This window comes from Paraburkholderia sp. BR14312, from assembly GCF_040948675.1.
GTDB lineage: Bacteria > Pseudomonadota > Gammaproteobacteria > Burkholderiales > Burkholderiaceae > Paraburkholderia > Paraburkholderia nodosa_A.
On record NZ_JBFPKI010000015.1, the window covers coordinates 40,179 to 64,693 of the forward strand.

At 65.9% G+C, this 24,515-nt stretch carries 22 protein-coding genes; 8 read left to right on the top strand and 14 right to left on the bottom strand.

Translation table 11 applies throughout. The annotated features are described in order from the left end of the window. Together AB3X98_RS34240 and AB3X98_RS34245 are read right to left on the bottom strand one after the other, a co-directional pair. Positions 1–2,130: a tetratricopeptide repeat protein gene (locus AB3X98_RS34240; RefSeq protein ID WP_368604761.1), complete on the bottom strand. Its 2,130-nt coding sequence runs from the start codon at positions 2,128–2,130 to the stop codon at positions 1–3. A 332-nt stretch (positions 2,131–2,462) separates the two neighbouring features. Next, positions 2,463–3,527 (bottom strand): alcohol dehydrogenase, encoded by a 1,065-nt coding sequence (locus AB3X98_RS34245; protein WP_368604833.1) that lies wholly within the window; start codon positions 3,525–3,527, stop codon positions 2,463–2,465. Between the two features lie 205 nt (positions 3,528–3,732). On the opposite strand from AB3X98_RS34245, the gene AB3X98_RS34250 reads away from it, so the two are divergent. Continuing rightward, a complete protein-coding gene (locus tag AB3X98_RS34250; protein WP_368604762.1) occupies positions 3,733–4,149 on the top strand; it encodes a MarR family winged helix-turn-helix transcriptional regulator in 417 nt (138 codons plus the stop codon). Positions 4,150–4,230: 81 nt separating this feature from the next. Beyond that, positions 4,231–4,380, top strand: a complete 150-nt coding sequence (locus tag AB3X98_RS34255; protein WP_176732918.1) for a hypothetical protein — start codon at positions 4,231–4,233, stop codon at positions 4,378–4,380. Between the two features lie 51 nt (positions 4,381–4,431). On the opposite strand, the gene zwf is transcribed toward AB3X98_RS34255, so the two are convergent. Both zwf and AB3X98_RS34265 read right to left on the bottom strand, forming a co-directional pair. Continuing rightward, positions 4,432–5,907, bottom strand: coding sequence for a glucose-6-phosphate dehydrogenase (gene zwf, locus AB3X98_RS34260; RefSeq protein ID WP_069266013.1), 1,476 nt, complete (start codon positions 5,905–5,907; stop codon positions 4,432–4,434). 228 nt (positions 5,908–6,135) lie between these two features. After that, a complete protein-coding gene (locus AB3X98_RS34265) occupies positions 6,136–7,461 on the bottom strand; it encodes an Nramp family divalent metal transporter (RefSeq protein WP_342950170.1) in 1,326 nt (441 codons plus the stop codon). Positions 7,462–7,698: 237 nt separating this feature from the next. Here AB3X98_RS34265 and AB3X98_RS34270 point away from each other — a divergent pair, with 237 nt between their 5' ends. The 3 genes from AB3X98_RS34270 (at position 7,699) to AB3X98_RS34280 (ending at position 11,005) form a co-directional block, all read left to right on the top strand. After that, entirely contained in the window at positions 7,699–8,685 is a 987-nt protein-coding gene (locus AB3X98_RS34270) for a beta-propeller fold lactonase family protein (RefSeq protein ID WP_069266011.1), read from the top strand. A 13-nt stretch (positions 8,686–8,698) separates the two neighbouring features. Then, a complete protein-coding gene (locus AB3X98_RS34275) occupies positions 8,699–9,706 on the top strand; it encodes a sterol desaturase family protein (RefSeq protein ID WP_342950168.1) in 1,008 nt (335 codons plus the stop codon). Between the two features lie 177 nt (positions 9,707–9,883). Continuing rightward, positions 9,884–11,005, top strand: a complete 1,122-nt coding sequence (locus AB3X98_RS34280; RefSeq protein ID WP_368604763.1) for a 3-deoxy-7-phosphoheptulonate synthase — start codon at positions 9,884–9,886, stop codon at positions 11,003–11,005. Between the two features lie 5 nt (positions 11,006–11,010). On the opposite strand, the gene AB3X98_RS34285 is transcribed toward AB3X98_RS34280, so the two are convergent. From AB3X98_RS34285 to dbpA, 6 genes are all read right to left on the bottom strand, one after another. Continuing rightward, positions 11,011–11,658, bottom strand: coding sequence for a DUF2894 domain-containing protein (locus AB3X98_RS34285; RefSeq protein WP_368604764.1), 648 nt, complete (start codon positions 11,656–11,658; stop codon positions 11,011–11,013). Further along, the gene (locus tag AB3X98_RS34290; protein ID WP_069266008.1) at positions 11,648–12,295 is read right to left on the bottom strand and encodes an OmpA family protein; all 648 of its coding nucleotides are present in this window, start codon (positions 12,293–12,295) and stop codon (positions 11,648–11,650) included. The genes AB3X98_RS34285 and AB3X98_RS34290 overlap by 11 nt, the downstream gene beginning before the upstream one ends. Further along, the gene (locus AB3X98_RS34295) at positions 12,292–14,910 is read right to left on the bottom strand and encodes a DUF802 domain-containing protein (RefSeq protein WP_368604765.1); all 2,619 of its coding nucleotides are present in this window, start codon (positions 14,908–14,910) and stop codon (positions 12,292–12,294) included. Before AB3X98_RS34295 ends, AB3X98_RS34290 begins: the two co-directional genes overlap by 4 nt. A gap of 22 nt (positions 14,911–14,932) precedes the next feature. Beyond that, positions 14,933–15,643 (bottom strand): DUF3348 domain-containing protein, encoded by a 711-nt coding sequence (locus AB3X98_RS34300; RefSeq protein WP_368604766.1) that lies wholly within the window; start codon positions 15,641–15,643, stop codon positions 14,933–14,935. Between the two features lie 164 nt (positions 15,644–15,807). Continuing rightward, positions 15,808–16,458, bottom strand: a complete 651-nt coding sequence (locus AB3X98_RS34305) for a DsbA family oxidoreductase (RefSeq protein ID WP_069266005.1) — start codon at positions 16,456–16,458, stop codon at positions 15,808–15,810. A 95-nt stretch (positions 16,459–16,553) separates the two neighbouring features. After that, entirely contained in the window at positions 16,554–17,960 is a 1,407-nt protein-coding gene (gene dbpA / locus AB3X98_RS34310; RefSeq protein ID WP_069266004.1) for an ATP-dependent RNA helicase DbpA, read from the bottom strand. Between the two features lie 595 nt (positions 17,961–18,555). On the opposite strand from dbpA, the gene AB3X98_RS34315 reads away from it, so the two are divergent. Beyond that, the gene (locus AB3X98_RS34315) at positions 18,556–19,710 is read left to right on the top strand and encodes a porin (RefSeq protein ID WP_069266003.1); all 1,155 of its coding nucleotides are present in this window, start codon (positions 18,556–18,558) and stop codon (positions 19,708–19,710) included. Between the two features lie 194 nt (positions 19,711–19,904). Here the strand turns inward: AB3X98_RS34315 and AB3X98_RS34320 are convergent, their stop codons facing one another. The 3 genes from AB3X98_RS34320 to AB3X98_RS34330 all read right to left on the bottom strand — a co-directional run bounded on the left by AB3X98_RS34320 (position 19,905) and on the right by AB3X98_RS34330 (position 22,738). Then, a complete protein-coding gene (locus tag AB3X98_RS34320) occupies positions 19,905–21,176 on the bottom strand; it encodes an MFS transporter (RefSeq protein ID WP_368604767.1) in 1,272 nt (423 codons plus the stop codon). 61 nt (positions 21,177–21,237) lie between these two features. Beyond that, a complete protein-coding gene (locus tag AB3X98_RS34325; RefSeq protein ID WP_368604768.1) occupies positions 21,238–22,047 on the bottom strand; it encodes a siderophore-interacting protein in 810 nt (269 codons plus the stop codon). Positions 22,048–22,093: 46 nt separating this feature from the next. After that, positions 22,094–22,738, bottom strand: coding sequence for a helix-turn-helix transcriptional regulator (locus tag AB3X98_RS34330; protein ID WP_368604834.1), 645 nt, complete (start codon positions 22,736–22,738; stop codon positions 22,094–22,096). Between the two features lie 259 nt (positions 22,739–22,997). On the opposite strand from AB3X98_RS34330, the gene AB3X98_RS34335 reads away from it, so the two are divergent. Beyond that, positions 22,998–23,312 carry a metalloregulator ArsR/SmtB family transcription factor gene (locus tag AB3X98_RS34335; RefSeq protein ID WP_368604769.1) on the top strand — a complete coding sequence of 105 codons (315 nt, stop codon included), beginning with the start codon at positions 22,998–23,000 and terminating at the stop codon, positions 23,310–23,312. Beyond that, positions 23,309–23,713, top strand: a complete 405-nt coding sequence (locus AB3X98_RS34340) for an SRPBCC domain-containing protein (RefSeq protein ID WP_368604770.1) — start codon at positions 23,309–23,311, stop codon at positions 23,711–23,713. Before AB3X98_RS34335 ends, AB3X98_RS34340 begins: the two co-directional genes overlap by 4 nt. A 139-nt stretch (positions 23,714–23,852) precedes the next feature. Here the strand turns inward: AB3X98_RS34340 and AB3X98_RS34345 are convergent, their stop codons facing one another. Beyond that, positions 23,853–24,197 carry a cupin domain-containing protein gene (locus AB3X98_RS34345; protein WP_069262400.1) on the bottom strand — a complete coding sequence of 115 codons (345 nt, stop codon included), beginning with the start codon at positions 24,195–24,197 and terminating at the stop codon, positions 23,853–23,855. Positions 24,198–24,515 lie beyond the last annotated feature (318 nt).

A 24,515-nucleotide genomic window follows, 5' to 3' on the forward strand; every position in this document is an offset into this window, starting at 1 on the left:
TCAAACGCCGAAGCGCTCCGCGCACGCCGCGCGCACGCGCTCCACGACGGCGCTCCACGCCTCGTTCATACGCTGGCGGAACAGGCGCATCGTGCCCGGATACCACGGCGAGTCTTCGCGCTCGTGCATCCAGCGCCAGTCGAGGTCGTACTGCGGCAGCAGCACCCAGCACGGTTTGCCGAGCGACGCCGTCAGATGCGCCGTGGACGTATCCACGCAAATCACGAGATCGAGCTGCGCGATGATCGCCGCGGTATCGACGAAATCGCGCACGTCGGTGCCGAGGTGGAGCAGCGGCAGGCTCGCGGGCGGATTCTGCGCCTCGTCTTCTCCCTGACCTTTTTGCAGGCTCACGAACTGCACGCCCGGCAGGTTCCAGAGCGGGGCGAGCGCGGCCAGCGAGGGCAGCGAGCGGTGCGCGTCGTTGAAATGCTTCGGATTGCCCTTCCAGATGATGCCGATGCGCGGGCCCGGCGCGAGCGTGGCGAGGCGCGCCCCCCAGTGATCGACGAGCGCGGGCTCGGGCGTATAGATGAGCGGCGCGGGGATGGTCTCCAGCGTCGTGCCCAGGCGATGGGGCACGCTGATCGGGCTCACCCAGTAGTCGAACTGGCCGGCTGCCGCTGCGCCGGCTTCATGGCCGAGCACGGCGTCGATGCCGTCCACGCTGCGAAAGAGCCGCTGCAGGGGCGGCTGGCAGGCGAACGCGACGTGCGTCGCGCCCTGTTCCTTGAGCAGGCGCGCGTAGCGCCCGAATTGCAGCATGTCGCCGAGGCCGTCCTCCTGCCATAGCAGCAGCGATTTGCCGGCGAGCGGCTCGCCCTGCCAGCCGGGACACTGGAGCAGACGTTGCGTCGCGTGATGCACGAAGCCGGGCATGGTGTAGCGGCATTCGTAGCGCGAGAAGCCTTCTTCGAAGCGGCCCATGCTGATGAGTAGCGTGGCGAGGCGGAACTTCGCGTCGCCGTATTCCGGGTTCGCGTCGAGCGCGCGGCGGTAGCCGGCCTCGGCTTCGTCGAGCCGGCCGTATTCCTTGTGCAGGCTCGCGATATTGAAGTGCGCCTCGGCGAAATCGGGACGCACGGCGATGGCTTCGTGGAGCACCTCGAGCGCTTCGGCGCGGCGCCCGAGCGCCATCAGCACACAGGCGAGATTGTTATACGCCTCGACGCGGCCCGGCAGGCGGCGCAGCGTCTCGCGATACGCCGCTTCGGCCTCGGGCATCCGTTCGAGCGTATGCAGCGCGACGCCGAGGTTGTACTGCGCTTCGGCGTGATTCGGCGCGAGTGCGAGCGTCTGGCGAAAAGCCGTCTCCGCCTCGGGTACGCGCTCGAGGTCGGTGAGCACGCAACCCAGGTTGTTCAGCGCATCGACGAAATTGGGGCGAATCTGCAGCGCGAGGCGCACTGCGAGTTCCGCTTCGGCGAGCTTGCCGGACGCCTTGAGCAGCGTGGCGAGATTGTTGAGCGCCTCCGGATACTGCGGGTGGATCAGCAGGGCCTGGCGAAAAGCTTCGGCGGCTTCGTCGCCGCGCGCCTTGTCCCGCAGCAGTGTGCCCAGCGCGTTGTATGCCTTCGCATGACGCGCATTCGCAGCGACGGCGCCGCGAAACGCGCTTTCGGCTTCTGCGTGGCGGCCTTGTCCCTGCAGCAGGAGGCCGAGGTTGTAGTGGGCGTCGGCGTGATCTGGGCGGTCCACGAGCACGGCGCGAAAGGCGGCTTCCGCTTCGGCGTGGCGCGCCTGGCGCTGCAGGACGACGCCCAGGTTGCTGCGTGCGTCGGCGTCGGCGGGCGTGAGGCTCAGCAGCCGTTCATAGAGCGCCTGGGCCCGATCGAGGACGCCGAGCGCCGCAAAGAGTGCGGCGAGGCCGCTGTACGCCTGCGCGAAGTCGGGTTTTGCCGCGAGGCAGCGCTGCCACAACGCCTGGGCGCGCGCCGCGTCGCCCGTACCCATGGCGCTCAGGGCCGCGAGATGGAGCGCCGGCGCGAGCGCGGCGTCGTCCATTGCATCGGGTTGGCCGCCGACATGCGGTTCGAGCAACGCGAGTGCGTCGGCGAAGCGGTGCGCTTCGCAATGCGCATTGGCTTCGAGCAGGATGTCGTCGGGGGCGGGCGCGAGGGGCGTCGACATGGTCACAGTGAAAATCGTAAGAGACGGGGCGCGACGCGTGGGCGACACGGACAATGCGGCAGTGTCGAGATTACGACAGCTCGTGCTCAGTCAACGGCGCGAATTGAGCGCATCCGGTGCGCTTATTCGGGCGATAAGCGCACCTGGCCCGCAAAAGCTTGCAGGTGCCTTGCAAAATGGAGCGAGCGCAGGGGTAAGCCGTAAGGGAGCGTTCGGGGCGCTTGCGCGCGCAGAAGGGGGATCGACGCCGTGGGCCGATCTCCCCGGTTGATTCGAATTCCGAACGATTTGCTATCGCGCGCGCCGAACCAGGCCGCGCGCGATGAAATGCATCAGGGCACCAGTATTTGCCGCCCGACCACCTTGCCCTGCACGAGCGCTTCGAACGCCGCGTTGATTTCCGTGAGCGGCCGCGTGGAGACGGGCGAGGGCTGCATCTTGCCTTCGCGCATCAGCGTCACGAGTTCGCGCAACTCGGGCAGCGTGCCCACGTAGCTGCCCTCGATCCTCAGCGGCCGCATCGGGATGACGGGCAGCGAGAGCGTGACGTCGCCGCCCATCAGCCCGACGATCACCACGTGGCCGCCGCGCGCGCAGGAGTCGAGCGCGAGCTTGACGGTGGGCGTCGCGCCGACGAGGTCGAGCACCGCGCGTGCGCCGCCGCCCGTTGCCGCGATAATTTGCTGTACGGCGTCGTCCGCGCGCGCATCGATTGCCGCGAGCGCGCCCGCCGCAAGCGCGGCTTCGCGCTTCGCGGGGTCCACGTCCACGACGATCGCGCCCTGTGCGCCCATCGCCTTGAGCACTTCGAGCGCCATCATGCCGAGGCCGCCCGCGCCGATCACGACCACGGGGCCTTCATGGATGCGCGCGCCGAACTTCTTCACCGCCGAATACGTCGTCACACCCGCACAGGCGAGCGGCGCGGCCTTGACGGGATCGAGGCCGGCGAGATCCACGAGATAGCGCGGATGCGGCACGATCACGTAATCGGCAAAGCCGCCGTCGCGCAGCACGCCAAGCGATTGCGGCTTCGCGCAGATGTTCTCTTCGCCGCGCTCGCAGGCCGCGCATGCGCCGCAGCCGATCCACGGATGCACCACTACCGACGTGCCCGCCGCGAGCGCTTCCGGTGCGCCTTGCGCGTCGGGGCCGAGCGCCGCAACCTCGCCGCAGATTTCATGGCTCGGCGTGAGCGGCAGCTTGATGCCGCGGTCGGCGAGCGAGAGCTTCTTGCCGCCGCCCAGGTCGTAATAGCCCTCCCAGATGTGCAGATCGGAGTGGCACAGGCCCGCGGCCTTCACACGCAGCAATACCTCGGTGCCCTTGGGTTCGGGCACGTCGCGCTCGACCAGTTCGAGCGGCTTGCCGTGATGGATAACGCAGTAACAGCGCATTTGCATCGATGTCTCCGTGAGTGTTGTGTACGGCGGCCATGCCCGGCCAGACGATTGCGGCGTCTTTGCATCATAGCCGATGCCGTCTAAATTCGTCCGATCGTTCTATTTTCTGCTGCTGCGCGCTTTGATTTGTCAGAAGGCCCGGCACATGCGTTCGGAGTAGATCGTTGCATAGCTAACTATATTGGGTTATCCTGTGTGTATGTTCGATCATTGCCTTTACTTCAACACCACGGCGCTCGCGCGGCGCCTCGAGCGCGAATGGGCGCAAGCCTTCGAGTGCTTCGAGCTCACGCCGCCGCAGGGTTTCATGCTGCGCGCCGTGCTGGAGCGTCCCGGTTTGCCGCAGCGCGAACTGGCCGATCTGCTCTCCATCGCGCGCCCCACGGCCACGCGCGTGCTCGACGGCCTGGAGGCGCGCGGCTACGTTGAGCGCCAGCGCACGGATGGCGACGGCCGCGAAGTGGCGATCGTGCCCACGGCCCAGGCCATCGCGATTCGCGAAGCGCTCAATGCGGCGAGCGCGACGGTCGCGAGCCGCCTGAAGCGCACGCTCGGCGGGGGGGCGTTCGTGGATACGGTGTCGCGTCTGCGCACGGCGCGGGCCACGTTGGGCTGATGTCGGGCTGCAAACGTGCGGCACGCGTCATGCGCCGCCACGCTTCATTCAAAAGGGCATTAAAGAGTAGGGAGTGGCATCATGCGGCGCATTGGCGCTTTCTGTATTTCAACCTGGCTTGCGGCCGCGGTTCTTTTTCTCGGCCGCCATTCGGTGCCGTTGATGGCGCTCAGCGGTGTGATCGTATTCGCCGGCTTCGATCTTTTTCGTCCGGATTCGGGCGACCGGTAAAGCCGTGCTGCGAGCGCCCCGCATGATGCGCGGCGCTCGCGGTCCTTCACATTACATCTCTTCGGCCCACGACATGTTCTCGCGCGCGAGCAGCGCCGACGATGCCGCCGGCCCGAACGTGCCCGCCGTGTAAGTGCGCGGGCGGTCGTTCAGCTCCTTCCAGCCGTCGAGAATCGGCTCGACCCACGTCCATGCGGCTTCCAGTTCGTCGCGACGCATGAAGTGCGTGAGGCGGCCGCGAATCACGTCGATCAGCAGGCGCTCGTAGGCTTCTGCGCGGCGCTCGGGGATGGCCTGCTGCAGGTCGAGATTCAGGCTCACAGGCAGCATGTTCATGCCGCTGCCCGGCTCTTTCGCGAGCATCTGCAGCTGGATCGACTCTTCCGGCTGAAGCTGGATCACGAGACGGTTGCCGTAATTGCGCGGGCCGCTCGGGAAGATCGAGAACGGCAGGTCCGCGAATTCGATCACGATTTCCGACTGGCGCTTCTGCATGCGCTTGCCCGTGCGCAGGAAAAACGGCACGTTGGCCCAGCGCCAGTTGTTGATGTGCGCGCGCAGGGCGACGAACGTTTCCGCCTTGCTGTCGGCCGGCACGTTGTCTTCCTGCAGATAACCCTTCACCGGCTGGCCGTCCACGGCGCCTGCCGCGTACTGGCCGCGCACGGTGTCGCGTGCGATATCGGCGAGCGACATGGGGCGCAACGAGCGCAGCACCTTGAGCTTCTCGTCGCGCACGGCGTCCGGGTCGAGCGAGACGGGCGGTTCCATCGCCACGATGCACAGCAGTTGCAGCAGGTGGTTCTGCACCATGTCGCGCAGCGCGCCGGTGTGATCGTAGAAGCCCGCGCGGCTGCCCACGCCCACCGTTTCCGCCACCGTGATCTGCACGCTGCGGATATACGGCGCTTGCCATAGCGGCCCGAAGATCGGGTTGCCGAAGCGCAGCACCATCAGGTTCTGCACCGTTTCCTTGCCCAGATAGTGGTCGATCCGGTAGATCTGCGATTCGGAGAAGTGCCGGCCCACCGACTCGTTGATCTCCTGCGCCGAGGCGAGATCGTGGCCGAGCGGCTTTTCGAGCACCACACGCGAGCTGCCGTCGATCAGGCCGCCCGCCGTGAGGTTGTCGCAAATCGTCGTGAACAGTTCCGGCGAAGTCGAGAGATAGAACACGCGCAGGGCATGCTCGCGCGACGCCGCCTTCAGGTTCGCGTAATTGACGGGGTCGTTCACGTCGATGATCACGTACTGGAACAGGTTCAGATAGCGGTCCCACGCTTGCGCATCGAACGCTTTCGCGTCGATGAACGGACGCGACTGCTCTTCCATGAACTTGCGATAGTCGTCGATCGTCCAGTTCTTGCGGCCCACGGCGATGATGCGCGTTTCCGGCGGCAGGTTGCCGTGCAGGTGCGCCATGTAGAGCGCGGGCAGCAGTTTGCGCGCGGCCAGGTCGCCTCCGCCGCCGAAAATGATCATGTCGACGGGCTGTTCGGGCAAGGCTTGGGCAGGCTGATTCGTCATGGCAGGTCGGAGGTGACGCGCGCTCGGGCAACGTTGTTGAGCACGACCGCTAGCGCGCGGTTACAGAACCCGCACCCGGCGCAAGAGCGGGGTGCGGCGAAAACGCTAATGGTGCATGGTTTCGCGCGAGTTTGCACGCATGGCGCGAACGAGCCGTCGCGCGAGACGCCTGTCGTCGATAAACCGACCGGCCGTTCATGCATCCATCGCCTGGCAGCGAGCCGATCCTTACCCGAGCCCCGGCACCGCCACGCCGAAGGTCGTGAGCACCAGCACGACATTGAGCGAGAGCACCGCGGCCGCGCCCGCCACGGCTGCCGCAGCCGTGAGCGCGCGGTTGCGATGGGACCCCATCACGTCGCCGCGACCCGTGAACCAGACGAGCGCGGCCATCGGGAACGGCAAGGCGAGGCTCAGCACGACCTGGCTCATGACGAGCGCGTCGGTGGCGTTCACGCCCAGCGCCACCACGATGAAACTCGGCACCATCGTCACCGCGCGGCGCAGCCACAGCGGAATGCGAAAGTTCACGAAGCCTTGCATGATCATCTGCCCCGCGAGCGTGCCGACCACCGAGCTCGAAATGCCCGAGGCGATCAGCGAAACGAGGAAGATGCTGGCGGCCGCCGCGCCCAGCAGCGGCGCGAGCGTGCGGTAGGCGGTCTCGATTTCGGCGACATCCGCGTAGCCCTGGTGGAACGCGCCGGAGGCCATCACCACCATCGCCATGTTGATGAGCCCGGCCACCGAAAGCGCGACCACGACCTCGACGTTAGAAAACTTCACGAGGCGCTTGCGCTCGGCGTCGTTGCGCGCAAGCACACGCGCCTGGGTGAGCCCCGAGTGCAGAAAGAGCGCATGCGGCATGACCGTGGCGCCGATGATGCCCACCGCGATCGTCACGGCTTGCGCGTCGGGCAGGCGTGGCGTGGCGAGGTGGCGCAGCAGGGTCTGCCACTCGATCGGCGTAATGAAAAGCTCCAGAACATAGCAAATGCCGATCACGCCCACGAGCGCGCCGATCAGCAATTCGAGCGGCCGGAAGCCCGCGCGCTGGAGAAACAGCAGCGCATAGGTCACGACGGCCGTGACTGCCATGCCCGCGAGCAGCGGCAGACGAAAGAGCAGCGCAAGGCCGATCGCGCCGCCGAGGAATTCGGCGAGATCGGTGGCCATGGCCGCGATCTCGCTCACGCCCCACATGAGCCACACGAGCGGCGCGGGCAGGCTGTCGCGGCACAGCTCGGCGAGATTGCGTCCCGTGGCGATGCCGAGCTTCGCGGAAAGCCCCTGAAACAGCATGGCGATGACGTTGGCGAGCAGCACGACCCAGAGTAGCGCGTAGCCGTAGCGCGCACCGGCCTGGATGTTGGTCGCGATATTGCCGGGGTCGATATACGCCACCGAGATGACCACGGCCGGACCCGCAAGCGGCAGCAGAAGGGCGACGCCGCGGCGGCGTCCTTCGAGCGCTTCGCGTACCGCGGCGGCCGTGTTGCGTGTGAGGCCGTCGGGGGCGCGCTGCACCTCGTCATCGCGGGCGCGATGATCCATGCAACTTCTCGCGCGGGCCGGGGTCAGAAGCCGCAGCCCATCGCTCTGTGGCACGCATCGAGCATGTGTGAATACGTTGAAAGTGCGTCATCGGAATCGGGCCCTCACGCGTTAAGCAGGCAATCCGCACGCTTGCCTTGGCGCTATCTCAGCACAAACCGGCGCGCCGCGCCTTCGCTGCTCTCTTTCCCTTACGAAATGCCTGAATTCCCGATCTTTTCGTTTACACCGGTCCGTATGAAGAAACCGTTCGCGACTGCGCTGCTGATAAGCGGCCTCGCATGGGGCGCGCTCGCCCACGCCGACGACAAGGTCATCGTGCTCGACTCGGGCGAGGCGAAGCTCTCGCTCATCGACCAGGCAAGCCGCACCGTGGTCGGCACCGAGCCCACGGGCAAGGAACCGCACCACCTGATGATCACACCCGACGGCAAGTCGCTCATCGTCGCCGATTCGGTGTCGAACGACCTGCTGTTCCTCGATCCGCATACGGGTCAGGTGCAAAGCCGCCTGGAAGGAATCGAAGACCCGTACCAGCTCGGCTTTTCGCCCGACCGTAAATGGTTCGTGACCGCGGGCCTGCGACTCGACCGCGTGGACGTCTATCACTACGACGGCAAGAACCTCACGATCGCCAAGCGCATTCCGCTCGGGAAAACGCCGAGCCACATCACGTTCGCCTCCGACAACAAAACGGCATTCGTTACGCTGCAGGACACGGGCGAAGTGGCCGCCATCGACCTGCCGACGCAAACGGTGCTCTGGAAGCTGCAGGTGGGCAACACGCCCGCGGGTCTGTGGATGACGCCGGGCGACAAGTACCTGCTCGTGGGCATGACGGGTGAGGACAACGTGGCCGTCGTGGACTGGCACAACCGCACGGTCGTGAAAAAGATCCAGACCGGCCGCGGCGCGCATAACTTCCGCAATCTGGACGATGGCAAACATATTGCCGTGTCGAATCGCGTCGAGAGCACGATCAGCATTCTCGACTACACGACGCTCACGAAAGTCGCCGACATCACGGGCCTGCGCCCCGGTCCCGACGACATGGAACTTTCGGCGGACAAGCGTTACCTATGGGTGACGTTCCGTTTCGCGAAGCACGTGGGCATCATCGACCTGAACACGCGCAAGCTGATCGACACGATCGCGGTGGGCCGCTCGCCGCACGGCATCTACTTCGCGAACAGCGCGCCGGTGTACGCGCCGAACCCGGACTGACTGAGGAGTCTCGATGCTCGATACGCTGATTTCGCAGGCCGACAACCTCGTTTCGTGGCTGCAGACGCTCGTCTACGTGGACGTGGTGCAGCCGGTCTTCTACAAGGTCGGCCTGATGGGCTACGACGAGGACACCTATGACGCGCTCTACTGGGTGATCGTCGGCGTGCTGCAGATCTGCGCCTCGTATGTGCTGCTGCGCCCGCTCGAAGCGCTGCGGCCCGCGGAAGACTGGGGCGATCGCCGGGCGCTGCGCGCCGACGTCTGGTACACGTGGATCGCGAAACTCGGCATTCTGAACATCGCGTTCTTCTTTCTGCTCACGCCCGTGTTCAATCACTGGCAGAGCCTGATGGCGATCCACAACATACCGAACATCGAAGTAGATAGCCTCTGGCCCGGCGTGACCGACAAGCCGATCGTGTCGTTCCTCATCTATCTCGTCGTGCTCGATTTCGCGGGCTACTGGTATCACCGGTGGCAGCACCGCTTCGGCGTGTGGTGGGAACTGCACGCCGTGCATCACAGCCAGCAGCAGATGTCGCTGTGGTGCGACGATCGCAATCACTTCCTCGACGATATCGTGCAGGCCGCGTTCTTTGCGGGCATCTCGCTCCTTATCGGCGTGCCGCCCGCGCAGTTCGTCGTGCTCGTGGCCGTGAGCAACTTCATGCAGAGCGTGCAGCACGTGAACGCGCGAATCGACTTCGGCTGGCTGCTCGAGCGCATCGTCGTGAGCCCGGCGTTTCATCGCCGCCATCATGCGATCGGCTATGGCCACGAGGGCACGCGCTACGGCTGCAACTTCGGCGTGCTGTTTCCGTGGTGGGACGTGATGTTCCGCACGGCGTCGTGGAACAAGCAGCATGAGCCGACCGGCATTCGCGACCAGTTGCCCGCGCCGTACGGCCGGGGCGCGAACTATGGCGAAGGGCTGCTCGCGCAGCAGTGGTTCGCGCTCGTGCGCATCGCGCGGCGCCTCGCGGGCAAGGGGTATCCGATGGGGGACGCGGCGCGCTGAGCGTTGCGGTGTTCGTTGGGGTTCCTCGTGCGAGGCGGTCTTCGGGCCGCCTCGTTTCGTTTCAGGACGACGTGTCATGCTGTTTCGGGATGCCGGCGGCGCGCCGGATGCGATAATCGCGCATTCGTCCACCACACATGCATGATGCGCGCGTCAAAAGCGCAGTCGGAGAACATCTTGAGCCGTATCGACAATCCGCAGCACGACCAGGAAGTCGGCGTGGCCGACGCCACCCAGGACACGACCCGCATCGACGACACGCGCATCGGCGCCGTGCGCCCGCTCATCTCGCCCGCGCTGCTGCTCGACGAGCTGCCGGTGCCTCAGGAGACGCAAACGCTCGTCGAAACGAGCCGCCGCGAGATCGCGGAAGTGCTCGCGCAGCGCGACGACCGGCTCGTGGTGGTGGTGGGCCCGTGCTCGATCCACGACCACGACCAGGCGATCGAATACGCGAAGCTGCTCAAGGCGAAGGCCGATACGCTCGAGGACGACCTGCTGATCGTCATGCGCGTGTACTTCGAGAAGCCGCGCACCACGGTGGGCTGGAAGGGCTATATCAACGACCCGCGTCTGGACGGCAGCTTCCGCATCAACGAGGGCCTGCGCGCCGCGCGCCAGTTGCTGCTCGACATCAACGCGCTCGGTCTGCCCACGGCCACGGAATTCCTCGATCTGCTGAGCCCGCAATTCATTGCCGACCTCGTGGCGTGGGGCGCGATCGGCGCGCGCACGACCGAAAGCCAGAGCCACCGGCAGCTCGCCTCGGGCCTCTCGTGCCCGATCGGCTTCAAGAACGGCACCGACGGCGGTGTGCAGGTCGCCGCCGACGCCATCGTCGCGGCGCGCGCGAGCCACGCGTTCATGGGCATGACGAAGATGGGCATGGCCGCAATCTTCGAAACGCGCGGCAACGACGACTGCCACGTGATCCTGCGCGGCGGCAAGAGCGGGCCGAACTACGACGCGGCTTCCGTGGCGGCGTGCTGCGCGGCGCTCGCGAAGGCGGGGCTGCGCGAGCAGGTCATGATCGACTGCTCGCACGCGAACTCGAACAAGGCGCATCAGCGCCAGATCGATGTGGCGCGCGATATCGGCGAGCAACTGGCGGGCGGCGACAAGCGCATTGTCGGCGTGATGATCGAGAGCCATCTCGAAGAGGGGCGCCAGGACCAGAAGCCGGGCGTTCCGCTCAAGCACGGCGTGTCGATCACCGACGCGTGCATCAGCTGGGCGCAGACGGCGCCGGTGCTCGATGGGCTGGCGCAGGCGGTGCGGGAGCGGCGCAAGGCGGCCTGAGGGCGCTAACGCCCCTTGCGCGAGCCTTTCTTCGCAGACGTTGTTCGCGGCGCCTCCTTGACCGGCGCCGCCACTCCCACACTCGCATTCAGCTGCTCGAGCCACGAAAGCGCATCGGCATAGGCGAGAAATTGCTGCAGATAGCCCGGCGACACTTCTCGCATCAGCGAGAGCGCGCGATGCACGAGGCTGCTCGAATTGAGCGGCCCTGCGTTTCTGGGCACCTGGTCCAGCGACTGCCGCAACTGCTTTTCGGAGCGCACGCGCAACCACGTTTGCCGGAAGTATTCGACCAGTTCCGGGTCCGGCTCGTGCCGCACGCGCGTCGCCGGTTGAGCGGGTTCCGCGCGCACTAGCGAATCGACGAGGCGGCCCAGCTCGCTTCTCGGCGTATCGCCGTCGAACTGGTGCGTGATTTTCGATGTCTCGCGTGCGAGGTCGTCTGAAAAGGCTTTAAGTAGTTGTGCGAGTCGCGCGTCGAGGAGCCGGCGCGCTTCACCCGCGTGTGCGGCGGCGCGGCGTTCCAGCGCCTCGATGAAGTGAAAGCGCACCGGGTCGAGCTGATCCGCCCCGCGGGCGCGCCAGGCGTCGAGCAGCGCGCGGGCGGCCGGCGCAGCGGTTCGTTCGACCTCCAGGCCCGCATCATTGAGCATGCTTGCCCTCGCCGACGGTCGGCCTCGGCACCGGCGCAATCTCCACGCGGCGGTTCTTCGCGCGGCCGGCTTCATCCGTGTTGGCGCTCACCGGCTGCTCGGAGCCGAACGCAGCCGCGAACACCGACGACGCGGGAACGCCCGCGTCGATGAACGAGCGCGTGACCGTCAGCGCGCGTTCGGCCGAAAGCTCCCAGTTGTCGGCGAAGCGGCGGTTGCCTGCGTGCACCTGCTGGTCGTCGGCGAATCCGCTCACCATCAGGATTTCGTCGCGGCTCTTCAGATACGCCGTGAGCGGCCCGGCGAGGCTCTTGAGCAGATCGTGGCCTTGCGGCGTCAACTGGTCCGAGTTCAGCGCGAACAGCACGCTGCCGCTAATGCCGATGCGTCCGTTCACGAGCGTCACGCGCCCCGCCGCGAGCGGGCCCGCGAGCGCCTCTTCGAGCGTCTTGCGGCGCTCGGTTTCGGCCTTGCGCTGTTTCACCTCGTTCGCGAGCCGGCTCGACAGTTCGAGCTGCATGCCGACCACACCGACGAGGATCAGCAGGAACGCGCCCAGCAGCACCGACATCAGGTCGGCGAACGCGGGCCAGACCGGCGCAGCGGGGGCCGCGCCGCCGTCGATTTCGTCGTTCATGCCGCGTCCGCTCCGGCTGCGGCGCGCTGGCTCGCGAGCTGCTGCAGGTTCTCGACGATCTGCTTCTGCGACAGCATGCTCAGGTCGATGACCTCACGCGCTTGCGCCACATAGTAGGCGAGCTGGTCGTCGCTGCGCGCGAGCGATTTGTCGAGCGCCGCCTCGATGCGCTCCAGATGCGCCACGAGCTTGTCGTTCGATTCGCCGAACACGCTCACGGCCGCGCCGAACGCATCGCCGAGGCTCGCCACTTCCACGGCGCTGCCGCTGACCTGCGCGGCGATCGCGCCGAGCTTGCCGCTCCCGGCTTCGACGCTCGCGCTGAACTGGCCACCCACGCGCTCGAGCAGATCCGACGACGTGGAGACGAGCGCGTCGATCGCCGAGCGCTGCTCGGTGGAGGCGCGGTTCACGGCGTCGAGCAGCGTTTCGAGCGTGGCGAGCAGGCGGTTGCGTTCGTCGAGCATCGCGGTGTCGCGGACCATGCTGTCCGACAGTTTCTGGCGTAGCTCGGCGATGACTTCGGCTGCCGCCTGCGGCGCGGCCGATGCGGCCTGCACGAGGCTGCCGATTTCGGCGATCGTGCTGGCGTTATGGGCCTGCGATTGCGTGGTGATGTCGCTGGCGGCCTGGGCGAGCGTTGCGCAGATTTCCTGCTGACGCTGCGCGGTGGCCGCGCTCGTGGCTTCCCATTGCGTGCGCAATGCAGCCGACATTGCGGCAAGCGACGCGCTCCATGCTTCGAGGCGTTGCTCGTCGCGCGAGGAGATTTCCGCGTGCAGATTCGCTGCGGCCTTCGGCGCGTCGGCGGCGGCATCGACGAGACGATCGATCTCGGCAATCGTCTTGCTCGCCTGCTGCTGCGATTGCGTAGCGATTTCGTTCGCGGTCTGTGCGAGCGTGGCGCAGATTTCCTGCTGACGTTGCGCGGTGGCGGCGCTCGTCGCTTCCCACTCCGTGCGCAAGGTGGCGGCCATCGTCGCGAGCGATGCGGTCCATGTTGCGATGCGCTGATCGTCGCGCGCGGAAATTTCCGCGTGCAGGTTTGCTGCGGCCTTCGGCGCTTGCGAGGCGGCATCGACCAAACGATCGATTTCGGCGATCGTCTTGCTGGCGTGCTGCTGCGCTTGCGCGGCGATGTCGTTCGCGGTTTGCGCGAGCGTCGCGCAGATTTCCTGCTGACGCTGCGCCGAAACCGCGCTGGTCGCTTCCCACTCCGTGCGCAACGTGGCGGCCATCGCCGCGAGCGCTTCGGCCCAGCTTGCGAGCCGCGCTTCGTCGCGCGCGCCGAGCTTCGTCTGCAGGTCCGCATGGGATGCATCGACCGCGCGCAGCAGCGACGCCGAATGCTGCTCGAACGCCGCCGCTGCCGTCGCGAGCGCCTGCTGGTTGCCTGCGGCGAGCTTCTCGCCGGCGCGTTCTTGCTGTTCGAGCGCCGCCTGCCATGCCTGCGACATCGTTCCGGACGCACTTTCGAAGCGCGTCGACACGCCATCGAGCAGGCCCGAGGCGCGTTGCTCGAAGCTTGCGTTGAAGCGCTCCAGCGCGCCGCCCAGGTCGGCGGCAAGCGCCTCGTTGGTCTGGCGGTGCTGCGCGAGCGCGCGGTTCCAGATCTCGGCCACGTTCGCCGTCGACGCCTCGAAGCCGCGCGCGAGCCCGTCGAGCTGTTGCTGCACGGCCTGCGTGAGCGCGCCCTGCATCGACGCCGATTCGCGCGCGAGGCCCGCCATGGTCGCTTCGACGACGGGCTGCAGCGCCGCGCCCGCGGCGCGTGCGCTCTCGGCGGCGCTCGACTTGAGCGACTGGCCCACGGAAGCGGCGAGGCGGCTCCAGGCGGCTTCGGCGTTGGCGGCGAAGGCTTGTTGGGTCGCGATCTGCTGTTCGTGCTGCGCGGCGCCCTGGCGTTCGATCAGCGTCATCAGCGCGCCGAGCTTGTCGACCAGCGCTGGCATGGCGTCGGCCTGGCGCTGCAGCAGCTTGAACGAGGCTTCGCGCTGATGGGCCGGCGAGAAGGCGCGCAGCGTCGTCGCGATCTTCACGTCGAGCTGTTGCGCGGCTTCGATGCGGTCACGCCGGCAAAGCGCGGAGAGCAGGCCGAGCATGGCGGAGGTGGCCACACCGGCGATCGAGGTGCCGAACGCGAAGCCGAGGCCGTTCACCGGCGCGGCCAGCGAGGCGCGGATGGCGTCGAGGTCGGTGGCGCTTTCCAGCGCCGCGCCCGTGCCCTTGAGCGTGACGACCATGCCGAGCAGCGTGCCGAGCATGCCGAGCAGCACGAGCAGGCCCGTGAGGTAGGGCGCGAGCGCCGGGCCCGGCAGGGCCACGCGCTCGCCTTCGATGCGCGCGCGCACGGCGTTGCGCAGGCCCGGATGCAGCGTGTCGAGCCAGCCCGCGAGGCGCGCGGGCGGCGTGTTCAGTTGCGCGATGGCCTGGGCGAGCGTGGTCGTGGCCTGGTGGAAGCGATAAAGCTCCCAGGCGCCCGTGACATAGCACGCGCCGATCAACAGCGTGACGGCGCTCGCAAGCGGGTTCGTGACCGCGTAGCCGGCGCCGATCCAGCACACGGCGGCGAGACCGACGACGAAGACAACAGGTTCAATGCGAAAACGGGACATAGCTCGGGACATAGCGTTTGGGTTAGCTGGTGCGAAGGGCGGCAAGCAGCCCCTCCACCGGTTGAAACCGAATCTCAAGTTCGGCGAGCAACACGCTCTGCATATCTTTGCGAAAGCCGGCGAGCCAGGCGTGAGGCGCGCCGCTTTCTCCGGCGGATTCCAACGCGGCCGCTGCGCGCTGCCGCTCGAAATGCGCGCCGAGCAGCGCGGGCACGCCGGCAAGCAGGCTGCGCTCGCGCGCGCCGAGTGCCTGTTCCATCACGGCGTCCACCGTCGCGAGGCGCGCGAGCGCAGGCGCACGGGCGGCCAGCGTGGCGCGCAGACGGGCGCGCAGCGTGGCGATGTCAGTCTCCATCGCCTGCTGCAGGGCGAGGTAGCGCTGGCGGAAATCCGCGAAATCGGCTTCCACATCGGCAGGCTGGCTGGCGGCCTGCGTGCGTCGTCCGTCGCGCCGCGCAGGCGCGCCTTCGCCCACGATGGCCTTTCTCAGCGTCGCGCGCACGCGCTCGCTCTGGCTTTGTTCGGCGCTGGCGCCTATGCGCGTGGCTGGCTCGCCGCCCGGCGTCTGGACGCTCAGCGCCGTCGAAAGCGCGATCGCGTCCGTCCAGCCGAGCCACTGGCTCAGTTGGTCCGAGATCGATTGCCGGGATTCGGGCACTTCGGCGTCGCCGAAGCGGGCAAGTAAGCGAACGAGCGTCGGGCCGCTCAACGCGAGGCGCTGCGGGGCTAGCACTTTTCCACCTGGGCAAAAAACCCGCTAGTTTACACGCCCGCGAGGGGGCGGCCGGCATCGGCCGTCTGCCGGGCGTCTGAATGTGATGGCGCAGCGGGCCGTGAAAGCGCGGCGCCCGCGGGCGCGAGGCCGCGCCACACGGGGGCTTCAGGCGCCTGAGCGGTTCAGGCCTTGGCGCTCTCGGCCAGGATCTGCTGGATCGCCTGCTCGAAGGTTTCGACGGGCTGGCCGCCGCTGACCAGATACTGCTGGTTGAAGACGATCGCCGGCACGGACTGGACACCGGCCGCCTGGTATTCGTGCTCTTCTGCATGCACCTCGTCGGCATACTGGCCGCTTTCCAGGACTGCACGCGCTTTATCTGCATCGAGCCCCACGGACTGCGCCGCCGCGACGAGCACCGCGTGGTCGCTCGTGTCCTTGCCCTCGCCGTGATACGCGCGCAGCAGCGCGAGCTTGAGCGGCAGCTGCTTGCCTTCGATGCCGGCCCAGTGCAGCAGACGATGCGCGTCGAAGGTGTTGTAGATGCGCTCGCGCGGCCCGAACGTGAAGCCGACGCTCGCGCCGCGCTCGCGGATCATGTCCTGCGTCTCGGCGATCTGCTCGGGCGTTCGGCCGTACTTCTTGCCGAGATACTCGAGCACGGATTCGCCGCCCGGGCCCATCTGCGGATTCAGTTCGAAGGGGTGCACGACGATCTGTGCATCGACGGTGTCGCGCAGCCGTTCGAGCGCGAGGTTCAGCGAAGAGAGGCCGATTGCGCACCACGGGCACGCGATGTCGGAGACGAAATCGATTCTGAGCGGTTGTTTCATGGCTTTCCTGATCCGGTTGAACGCCGGGCAACTGAGGCGCGGTGCAGCGGGGGTGCGCAAGCAGCGTGCGCACCCGGCGCGGATGATTCGTCAGTTCATTCGTCCATCATACGGGCTTTGACCTTCTTGCCCTTGACCTTGCCCGCGTTGAGCTTGCGCAGCGCGTCGCGCGCGATGCTGCGCTCCACGGCCACGTAGGTCGAAAAGTCTGTCACGTTGATCTTGCCGATCTGCGAGCCGCTGAAGCCGGCTTCGCCGGTGAGCGCGCCCAGCACGTCGCCGGGGCGGATCTTCTCCTTGCGGCCGCCAAGGATCTGCAGCGTTTCCATCGGCGGCAACAGCGGCTCGTTGCTGGCGGGCTTCAGTTCTGCGAGCGGGCTCCACTCGACTTCGCGCTTGAGCGCCTGCTCGATGCCGCCCACGCGGCCCATCTCGTCCATGCTCGCGAGGCTGAGCGCCCAGCCGTCCTGGTCGGCGCGGCCCGTGCGGCCGATACGGTGCACGTACACCTCCGGGTCGGGCGTGACGTCCACGTTGATCACGGCTTCCAGCTGCGCGATGTCGAGGCCGCGCGCGGCCACGTCGGTTGCCACGAGCACCGAGCAGCTGCGATTGGCGAACTGGATCAGCACCTGGTCGCGCTCGCGCTGGTCGAGCTCGCCATGCAGCGCGAGCGCGTGAAAGCCCTGCGCGCGCAGCACGTCGAGCAGGTCGCGGCATTGCTGCTTGGTGTTGCAGAACGCGAGCGTGCTCACGGGGCGGTAGTGGTTGAGCAGCATGCCCACGGCGTGCAGACGCTCGTCTTCCGTGACTTCATAGAAGCGCTGGCGGATCTTGCTGTCGTCGTGATGCTCTTCGAGCTTGACTTCCTTCGGGTTCCGAAGGAATTGCTGGCTCAGCTTCGTAATGCCTTCGGGGTAGGTCGCCGAGAAGAGCAGCGTCTGGCGCTCCTTGGGGCATTGGCGCGCCACGGTGGCGATGTCGTCGAAAAAGCCCATGTCGAGCATGCGGTCGGCTTCGTCGAGCACGAGCGTATTGAGCGCGCCGAGCGCGAGGTTGCCGCGCTCCAGATGATCCATGATGCGGCCCGGCGTGCCCACGACGATATGCGCGCCGTGTTCGAGGCTCGCCGCCTGCGGGCGCATGGGCGTGCCGCCGCACAGCGTCAGCACCTTGATGTTCTCTTCCGCGCGTGCGAGACGGCGGATTTCCTGCGTGACCTGGTCGGCCAGTTCGCGCGTGGGGCAGAGGATCATGGCCTGCACATCCTGACGTCGCGGGTCGAGGCGCGAGAGCAGCGCGAGCGAGAACGCCGCCGTTTTGCCGCTGCCGGTCTTGGCCTGGGCGATCAGGTCGTGGCCTGCGAAGGCGATGGGCAGGCTCGCGGCCTGGATCGGCGTCATGTCGACGTAGCCGAGGCGCGTGAGGTTCTCGAGTGTGGCGGGTGCGAGCGGCAGCTCGCTGAAGGGCTGGGCTTGCGTAGGAGTGGCTTTGTTTGTCATGACGGGGTCTCGCGCCGGACGGGTGAGGGCGACGCGGCCGTTCGGTAGAAGTGGCGTCGATGCGGGTGGTGCGCTCGCGGTGCGCGCGCGTTCCGGGATTTTAACGGATGCGCGCGCTCGCGCCCGCGCGCGTGCCGCGTGAGGGGCGCCCACGAGCGCCTCAAAGGACGCCGAAAATCATCGGTTTGATAATCGCGATTTCGCGCAATAATAATCGCTGTATATAGCAATAATGCACGCGCGCGATAAGACTATGATCGTGCTCATAAAGTTTCATCGGCCGCGAAGATTTTAATCTCGCGAAATCGCCTGCAATTAATTCACTTTCCGCAATAATCGAATTTCCGCGCTGAAGCGGGCGTCGCGTCCTTGCCACACGGCCTATCCCGGCCGATCTGCGCATTACTCCGTATTTCCCATTCGCCACAATGACTTACGGATTATTATTCCGATATTTCCAGATTTAGCAAATAACTGTTACAGCGTTTGCCAAGACGATTTAAAGCCTTTGACACGTAGACTTCGCCCGGGATTGCCGGTGTGGCTCCAATACCCGGAGCCGCGTCAGCGCGGTCTGAATGTCATAAGGAAAGTCATGAAGAATACTTTGATTATCGCGGGCGTCCTCGGCGCATTCGCAGCCTCCGCTCACGCACAAAGCAGCGTTACTCTCTACGGCGCACTGGATGCGGGTATCGTCTACGCGAACAATGCAGGCGGCCACGCCGCATGGAACCAGGGTAGCGGCACCGTCGGCGACACGTACTTCGGCCTGAAGGGCAGCGAAGACCTGGGCGGCGGTCTGCATGCGATCTTCACGTTGGAAAACGGCTTCAACCTGAACAACGGCAAGGACACCGAGAGCGGCACGATGTTCAACCGCCAGGCGTTCGTCGGTTTGCAGAGCGACCGCTTCGGTACGCTGACGCTCGGCCGCCAGTATGACTCGATGGTCGACTACCTGGCACCGCTCTCGGCAACCGGCAGCGGCTACGGCAACAACCTCGCGGCTCACCCGTTCGACAACGACAACCTCGACCACTCGTTCTCGATCAAGAACTCGGTCAAGTACCAGAGTGTCAACTACCAGGGCTTCAAGTTCGGCGGCTTGTATGGCTTCAGCAACGACGCCGGCCAGTTCGCGAACAACCGCGCATGGAGCGCAGGCGCATCGTACGGCAACGGCCCGCTGAACTTCTCGGCTGCCTACCTGCAGATCAACAACACGCGCACCGGTAACACGAACGGCGCGAGCTCGGCATCGAACGGCAACAACTTCAACCTGTCGGCTCAAACCCAACGCACGTTCGGCGCAGGCGCGAACTACAACTACGGCCCGGCAACGGTTGGCTTCGTGTGGACGCACACGCAGTACCAGAACCTGATCGCCGGCGGTCAGGGCGGCACGACGTTCTCGATCCCCACGGGCACGAACCTGCACCTCGACAACTTCGAGTTGAACGGCGCCTATGCACTCACGCCGGCTCTCGCCCTGAACGCGTCGTACACGTTCACGGACGGCAAGGTCACGGGTTCGAACGGTTCGGGCGATCCGAAGTGGCACACCGTTTCGCTGACGGCTGACTACTCGCTGTCGAAGCGCACCGACGTCTACGCCGGCGCCGTGTATCAGCACGCTTCGGGCGAACTCGGCGACGCTGGCGCGAACGTTGCGATGATCAACACGCTGTCGCCGTCGACCTCGCAGAACCAGGTCGCCGCAACGGTGGGTCTGCGTCACCGCTTCTAAGCATCGTTGGCTCGCTCCCTCGCGGAGTGACGCAGCGCGGGCACCCGATCGGCCGGTCGGGTCCCGCGCTGCACACGGGCAAGCTACCCAAGGCCCGCGGTTTCATCCGCTTTCTACCTGAAGCACGACCGGTTCGCGGTGCGTGACGCGCTCATGAGGCGCATCACGGCTGCGAACCGGTTTTCTTTTGTGGCTCAGGATTTCGCAGCCGCAGCCGCCGGTGCTGCGCTCACAGTTGCGGCGACGTCATTCGACACGTCTTCCGACGCCCCACGCACCCGCGAAACCCACAACACCGCCACGCACGTGAGCGCTGCGGCGATCCAGCCGTTCTGCCCGAAGCCGATGATCGCGCCGTGCGCGCCATTCGTGAGCCACTGGCCGCCCAGCCACGCGCCGATGCCGGTGCCGAGCGCCTGCACGGCGCTGTTGGCGCTCAGGAAGGCGCCGCGCCGCGCGGGCTCGGGAATCGTCGTGAGCAAGGCCTGCATCGGCACCATGCGGCCCGACATCGAGATCATGAACAGGGCGAAGAACGCCACGAGTGCGAGGAAAGGCAGCGTGGGCAGATGCGTGACGAACAGCACAGGCACGAGCGAAACGAGCGCCATCACGCGGAACACGCGGCGCTTGCCGTAGCGGTCCGCGAGACGGCCCACCGCGCGCGAGGTCACGAACGTCGCCGCGCCGCCCGCCATATAGAGCCACGAAAGCTGCTGCGGCGCGATGCCGTGATTGCCGACGAGCATCGGCGCGATGAACGGGATCACGAGCATATGGCCGGCCATCATCGTGAAGGTCAGTGCAAAGGCCTTCAGGTGACGCGGCAGCGTGAGCAGTCGCCAGAGGTTCGGCAGCACTTGCGCGAGCGGCGTGCGCTGGCCGAGGTGCTCGGTGAGCGAGGGCACGACGCGCGAGCCCGCGAGCCAGATCGCCACCGAGAGCACGACGAGCAGCATGAACGGCGCGCTCCAGCCGTAATGCGCGCCGAGCAGCACGCCGGCCGGCACGCCCGCGATCGCGGCGATGGAGAACGCCGTCATGATGATGCCCGTGGCCGCGCCGCGCCGCGCGGCGGGAATCACGTCGCTCACGATCGCCATCACGATCGAGCCGAGCACGCCGCCGGTGAGACCCGCGAACGCACGCGCGGCGAGCAGAAGATGAAAGTTCGTGGCGAACGCGCAGGCGAGATTGGAAAGCGCGAAAAGCGCGTAAGTCGCTTGCAGCAGGCGGCGGCGATCGAAGCGGTCGATATACGTCGCAGCAAGGAGTCCTGATAGACCCGAACAGAGCGAATACGCGGAAACGGCCGTCGCGAACGCCGCGGGCGTGATCGCGAACGCGCGCATGATCTGCGGTCCGAGCGGCATCATCACCATGAAATCCATGATGACGGTGAACTGCGTGAGCGCCAGCAGCCAGAGCAGGGTGCGTTCGCGCAGCGATGTGAGAGAAGTGGTCATGTATTGGCTTCGAGCCTGAACGTAAAAAGGCGCGGCAGTATTGCCGCGCCAGCGAGATCGATCAGTCGTCGATCGTTTCGTGGGCCCCCTGCGCGCCGCGGCGCCAGTAGGCGCAAGCGCGAATGCGCTTTTTGTCGACGCCGCGCTCGTTGCACAGATGCGCGCGCACTGCGCGGATCGCCGAGGCTTCGCCGGCAGCCCAGACGTAGCCCTCGCCCGGCGGCAGCCACACTTCGGACACGCCGTCCACGAGCGGGTGCTCCGACTCGCTTTCGTCGCGATAGCACCACGTGGCGTAAAGATCGGCTTCGGTGGGCAGCTCGATGCGGGCCGCGCGATTCGCCACTTCGACGACCACCGCTACACGCGCGCCGGCCGGCAGCTCCGTTAGGCGCCGCTGAATGGCGGGCAGCGCCGTTTCGTCGCCGATCAGCAGATGCCAGTCGAAGCCCGTGGGAATCACCATGGAGCCGCGCGGGCCGCCCACGCCGAGATACTGCCCGGGCTGCGCCTGTGCCGCCCATGCCGTTGCCGGGCCGGCTTCGTGCAGCGCGAATTCCAGATCGAGTTCGTTGGTTTGCGTATCGAAGCGGCGCGGCGTGTAATCGCGCGCGGCAGGGCGCTCGACGCCTTCGGGGAACACGATGCCGTCAGGGCCAAAAGTTGGCAGTACTGGCTTTTCTTCACCGGCGGCGGGAAAGAATACCTTGATGTGATCGTCGAACGACGCCGAGACGAAGTCGCTCAGATCACCCGTGAGCGTCACGCGGACGAGCGAGGGCGAGAGCGCCGTGACGCGCGCCACGCGCAACAGTCGGAACTTCAGCGGGTGACGCACACGGACGACTTCGAGGTGGGACGGGTTCTGCATGTATGGCTCCGATGATGTTGGGGTGGCGCGGCGTGGAAGCGGGTTGTCAAATGTCGCTGTTGTCGCTGCCGGTTTCGATTTCCTGGGTGGCGCGCGCAAGAATCGCTGCGATGCGGCGCTGTTCATCCGGCGCGGCATCGGTGCGGCGCAGCAGCGCGCGCTTGAGCGCGCGGCGCGCCTCGATCAACTCGCGCACCCAGGCGCTGCCTTCGGCCGGATCTTCGCCGGCCATGGCGCGGCGCATGACTTCCATCTTGCGGCCGAAGTGCGTGAGCTTCGCGAGGATCAGGTCCGCGCGTTCGCGGTTGGCCTCGAGGTACGTGCGGCCTTCGGGCGAAAGCTCGTAGCGCTTGCGGTTGCCTTCGAGCGTCACGCTTACATAGCCCAGTTCCTCGAGGTACGTGAGGGCTGGATAGACCATGCCGGGGCTCGGGCTGTAGAAGCCGTTCGAACGTGCGTCGAGCGCCTTGATGAGTTCGTAGCCGTGGCTCGGGCGCTCGGCGAGCAGCACGAGCAGCATGAGTTGTAGGTCTTCGGACGTGAACTTGCGGCCACGACCAAAACCGTCGCCGTCGCCGAAACCGCCGAAGCCGCGGCCGAAACCGTCGCCGAAGCGGTCGCCAAAGTCGCCGGGACCTTCGCCGCCGCGATGGCGGCCCATTGCGTGGCGTAGCGCGTGAAGCGCCTGCATGGCTGGGTGGCGGCCGCCGAAGAAGTCGCGCGGATCGCGCGCGGGGTGGCCGTGACGGCCAGTTTGACCAAAGTGCGAATGGTGGCGCATAGGGCCTCCTTGTCTGGAGAGTGTCTTAAAACATGTCTTAAGATATATATCGTAAGAGTGTTTGTCAAAGACAATATTTGGGGTGTGAGTGCGCGATAGGGCTGCGGCGAAGCGGAAGGGCACTCTCGGGCAATTGACGTGTCGGATAATTCCGACGTATTGTGTGCCTATGACTACGACCGATGTCTTTGGGGCGATTGCGAACCCGACACGCAGACGCATCCTCGAAATGCTGCGTGGGGGGCCGCGTGCAGCCGGGGAGATTGCGTCCGCGTTCGCCGTGAACCGCCCTGCGGTTTCCGAGCACCTGCAGGTCTTGCGTCTCGCGGGCCTGGTCACGGAACGGGCGAGCGGACGCCAGCGCCTTTATGGATTGAACGCGGGCAGGCTGAGGGAACTCGCAGAGTGGCTGCATCCGTTCGAGCAGTATTGGGAGCAGCGCCTCGATGCACTCACTGAAATACTCGGCAAGGACACGCAATGACAGAACCCGGACTCATCCAGCTCGCTCGCTTCATTCCGCACTCGCCGGCCAAGGTCTGGACTGCACTGACCGACCCTGCGATTCACGCCAGATGGTGGGCTGCTGGCGATGTGCGCGCGGTTGTCGGGCATCGCTTCATGCTGGATATGGGACCGTGGGGCCTGCAGCCCTGCGAGGTCGTCGCCGTCGAGCATGAACGGCTGTTGTACTATTCGTTCGCACCCGGCACGCTGAACACGACGATCACCTGGCGGCTCGAACCCGAAGGAAGCGGTACCCGCCTGTCACTCAAGCACAAGGGCTTCGACCTCGATTCGCCACTCGGCAAGGCAGCTTTCCAGGGCATGGGCAAAGGATGGCCGGAGGTGATTCAGCGGCTTCAGGACGTTCTGGGCGTATGAGGCGCGATGGCGCGGGCGTTTGCCGCTAGTGCAGCGCCTATTATTGCCGCTGCGTATTACCTGGTAGTCCTACCAGCGACTTCGATTTGCCGGACAGGCCTGAGGCTTCGATTGCCCCGCCGTTCGAACGGCAATGAAGTCACCCTTCCCGGGGTGCGTCACAGCGGATCGTCTTGGCATTGGCCCTTTCCACCGTCAAGTTGATCGAGCGTGCACCGCCCGGGCGCGTGCGGTGGCGCACGCCTGCGGGGATGGTCAGCAACTGACCCGCGCGCAACTCCGTTGTCCCTTCTTCAAAGTCAATGAGCAATACGCCCTCGATTCCGATGAACGTCTCATCGGAGTCGGGATGAAAATGCCAGAAGTACGGCACCTCCATCACGCTGACGTGAATGTCGTGATCGTTGACCGTCGTGACGACCTCATTGCGATAACCGTCGCGTAGGGCAGTCGTCATGGCCAGAAAGTCAGTAGGTTCAATCATGCGCTCGCTCCTGCCTTTGGGGTTGATGAGAACGCCACGCATCGAGTGTTCCTGCCACCGTTCGAGCACTTTTAGCAAAAATGCGCGGTTGCGTGAAACTATGACACGCCTGAACTCAGTCGTCGTCGCATGTGAACATGCTCCTGCATGTTGGACCGATTATGCGCAGCGACTAACACGTGAAGTTGCGTCATGAATTCACTTGTTTAGTAATTTCTGATAAACAAAAAACGCCAACAGATAATCAATTGACGCGATTCAAATGTCTCGTATAGCATGACTTCCAGCCAGATACCACATGCCACATGGATAAACAGG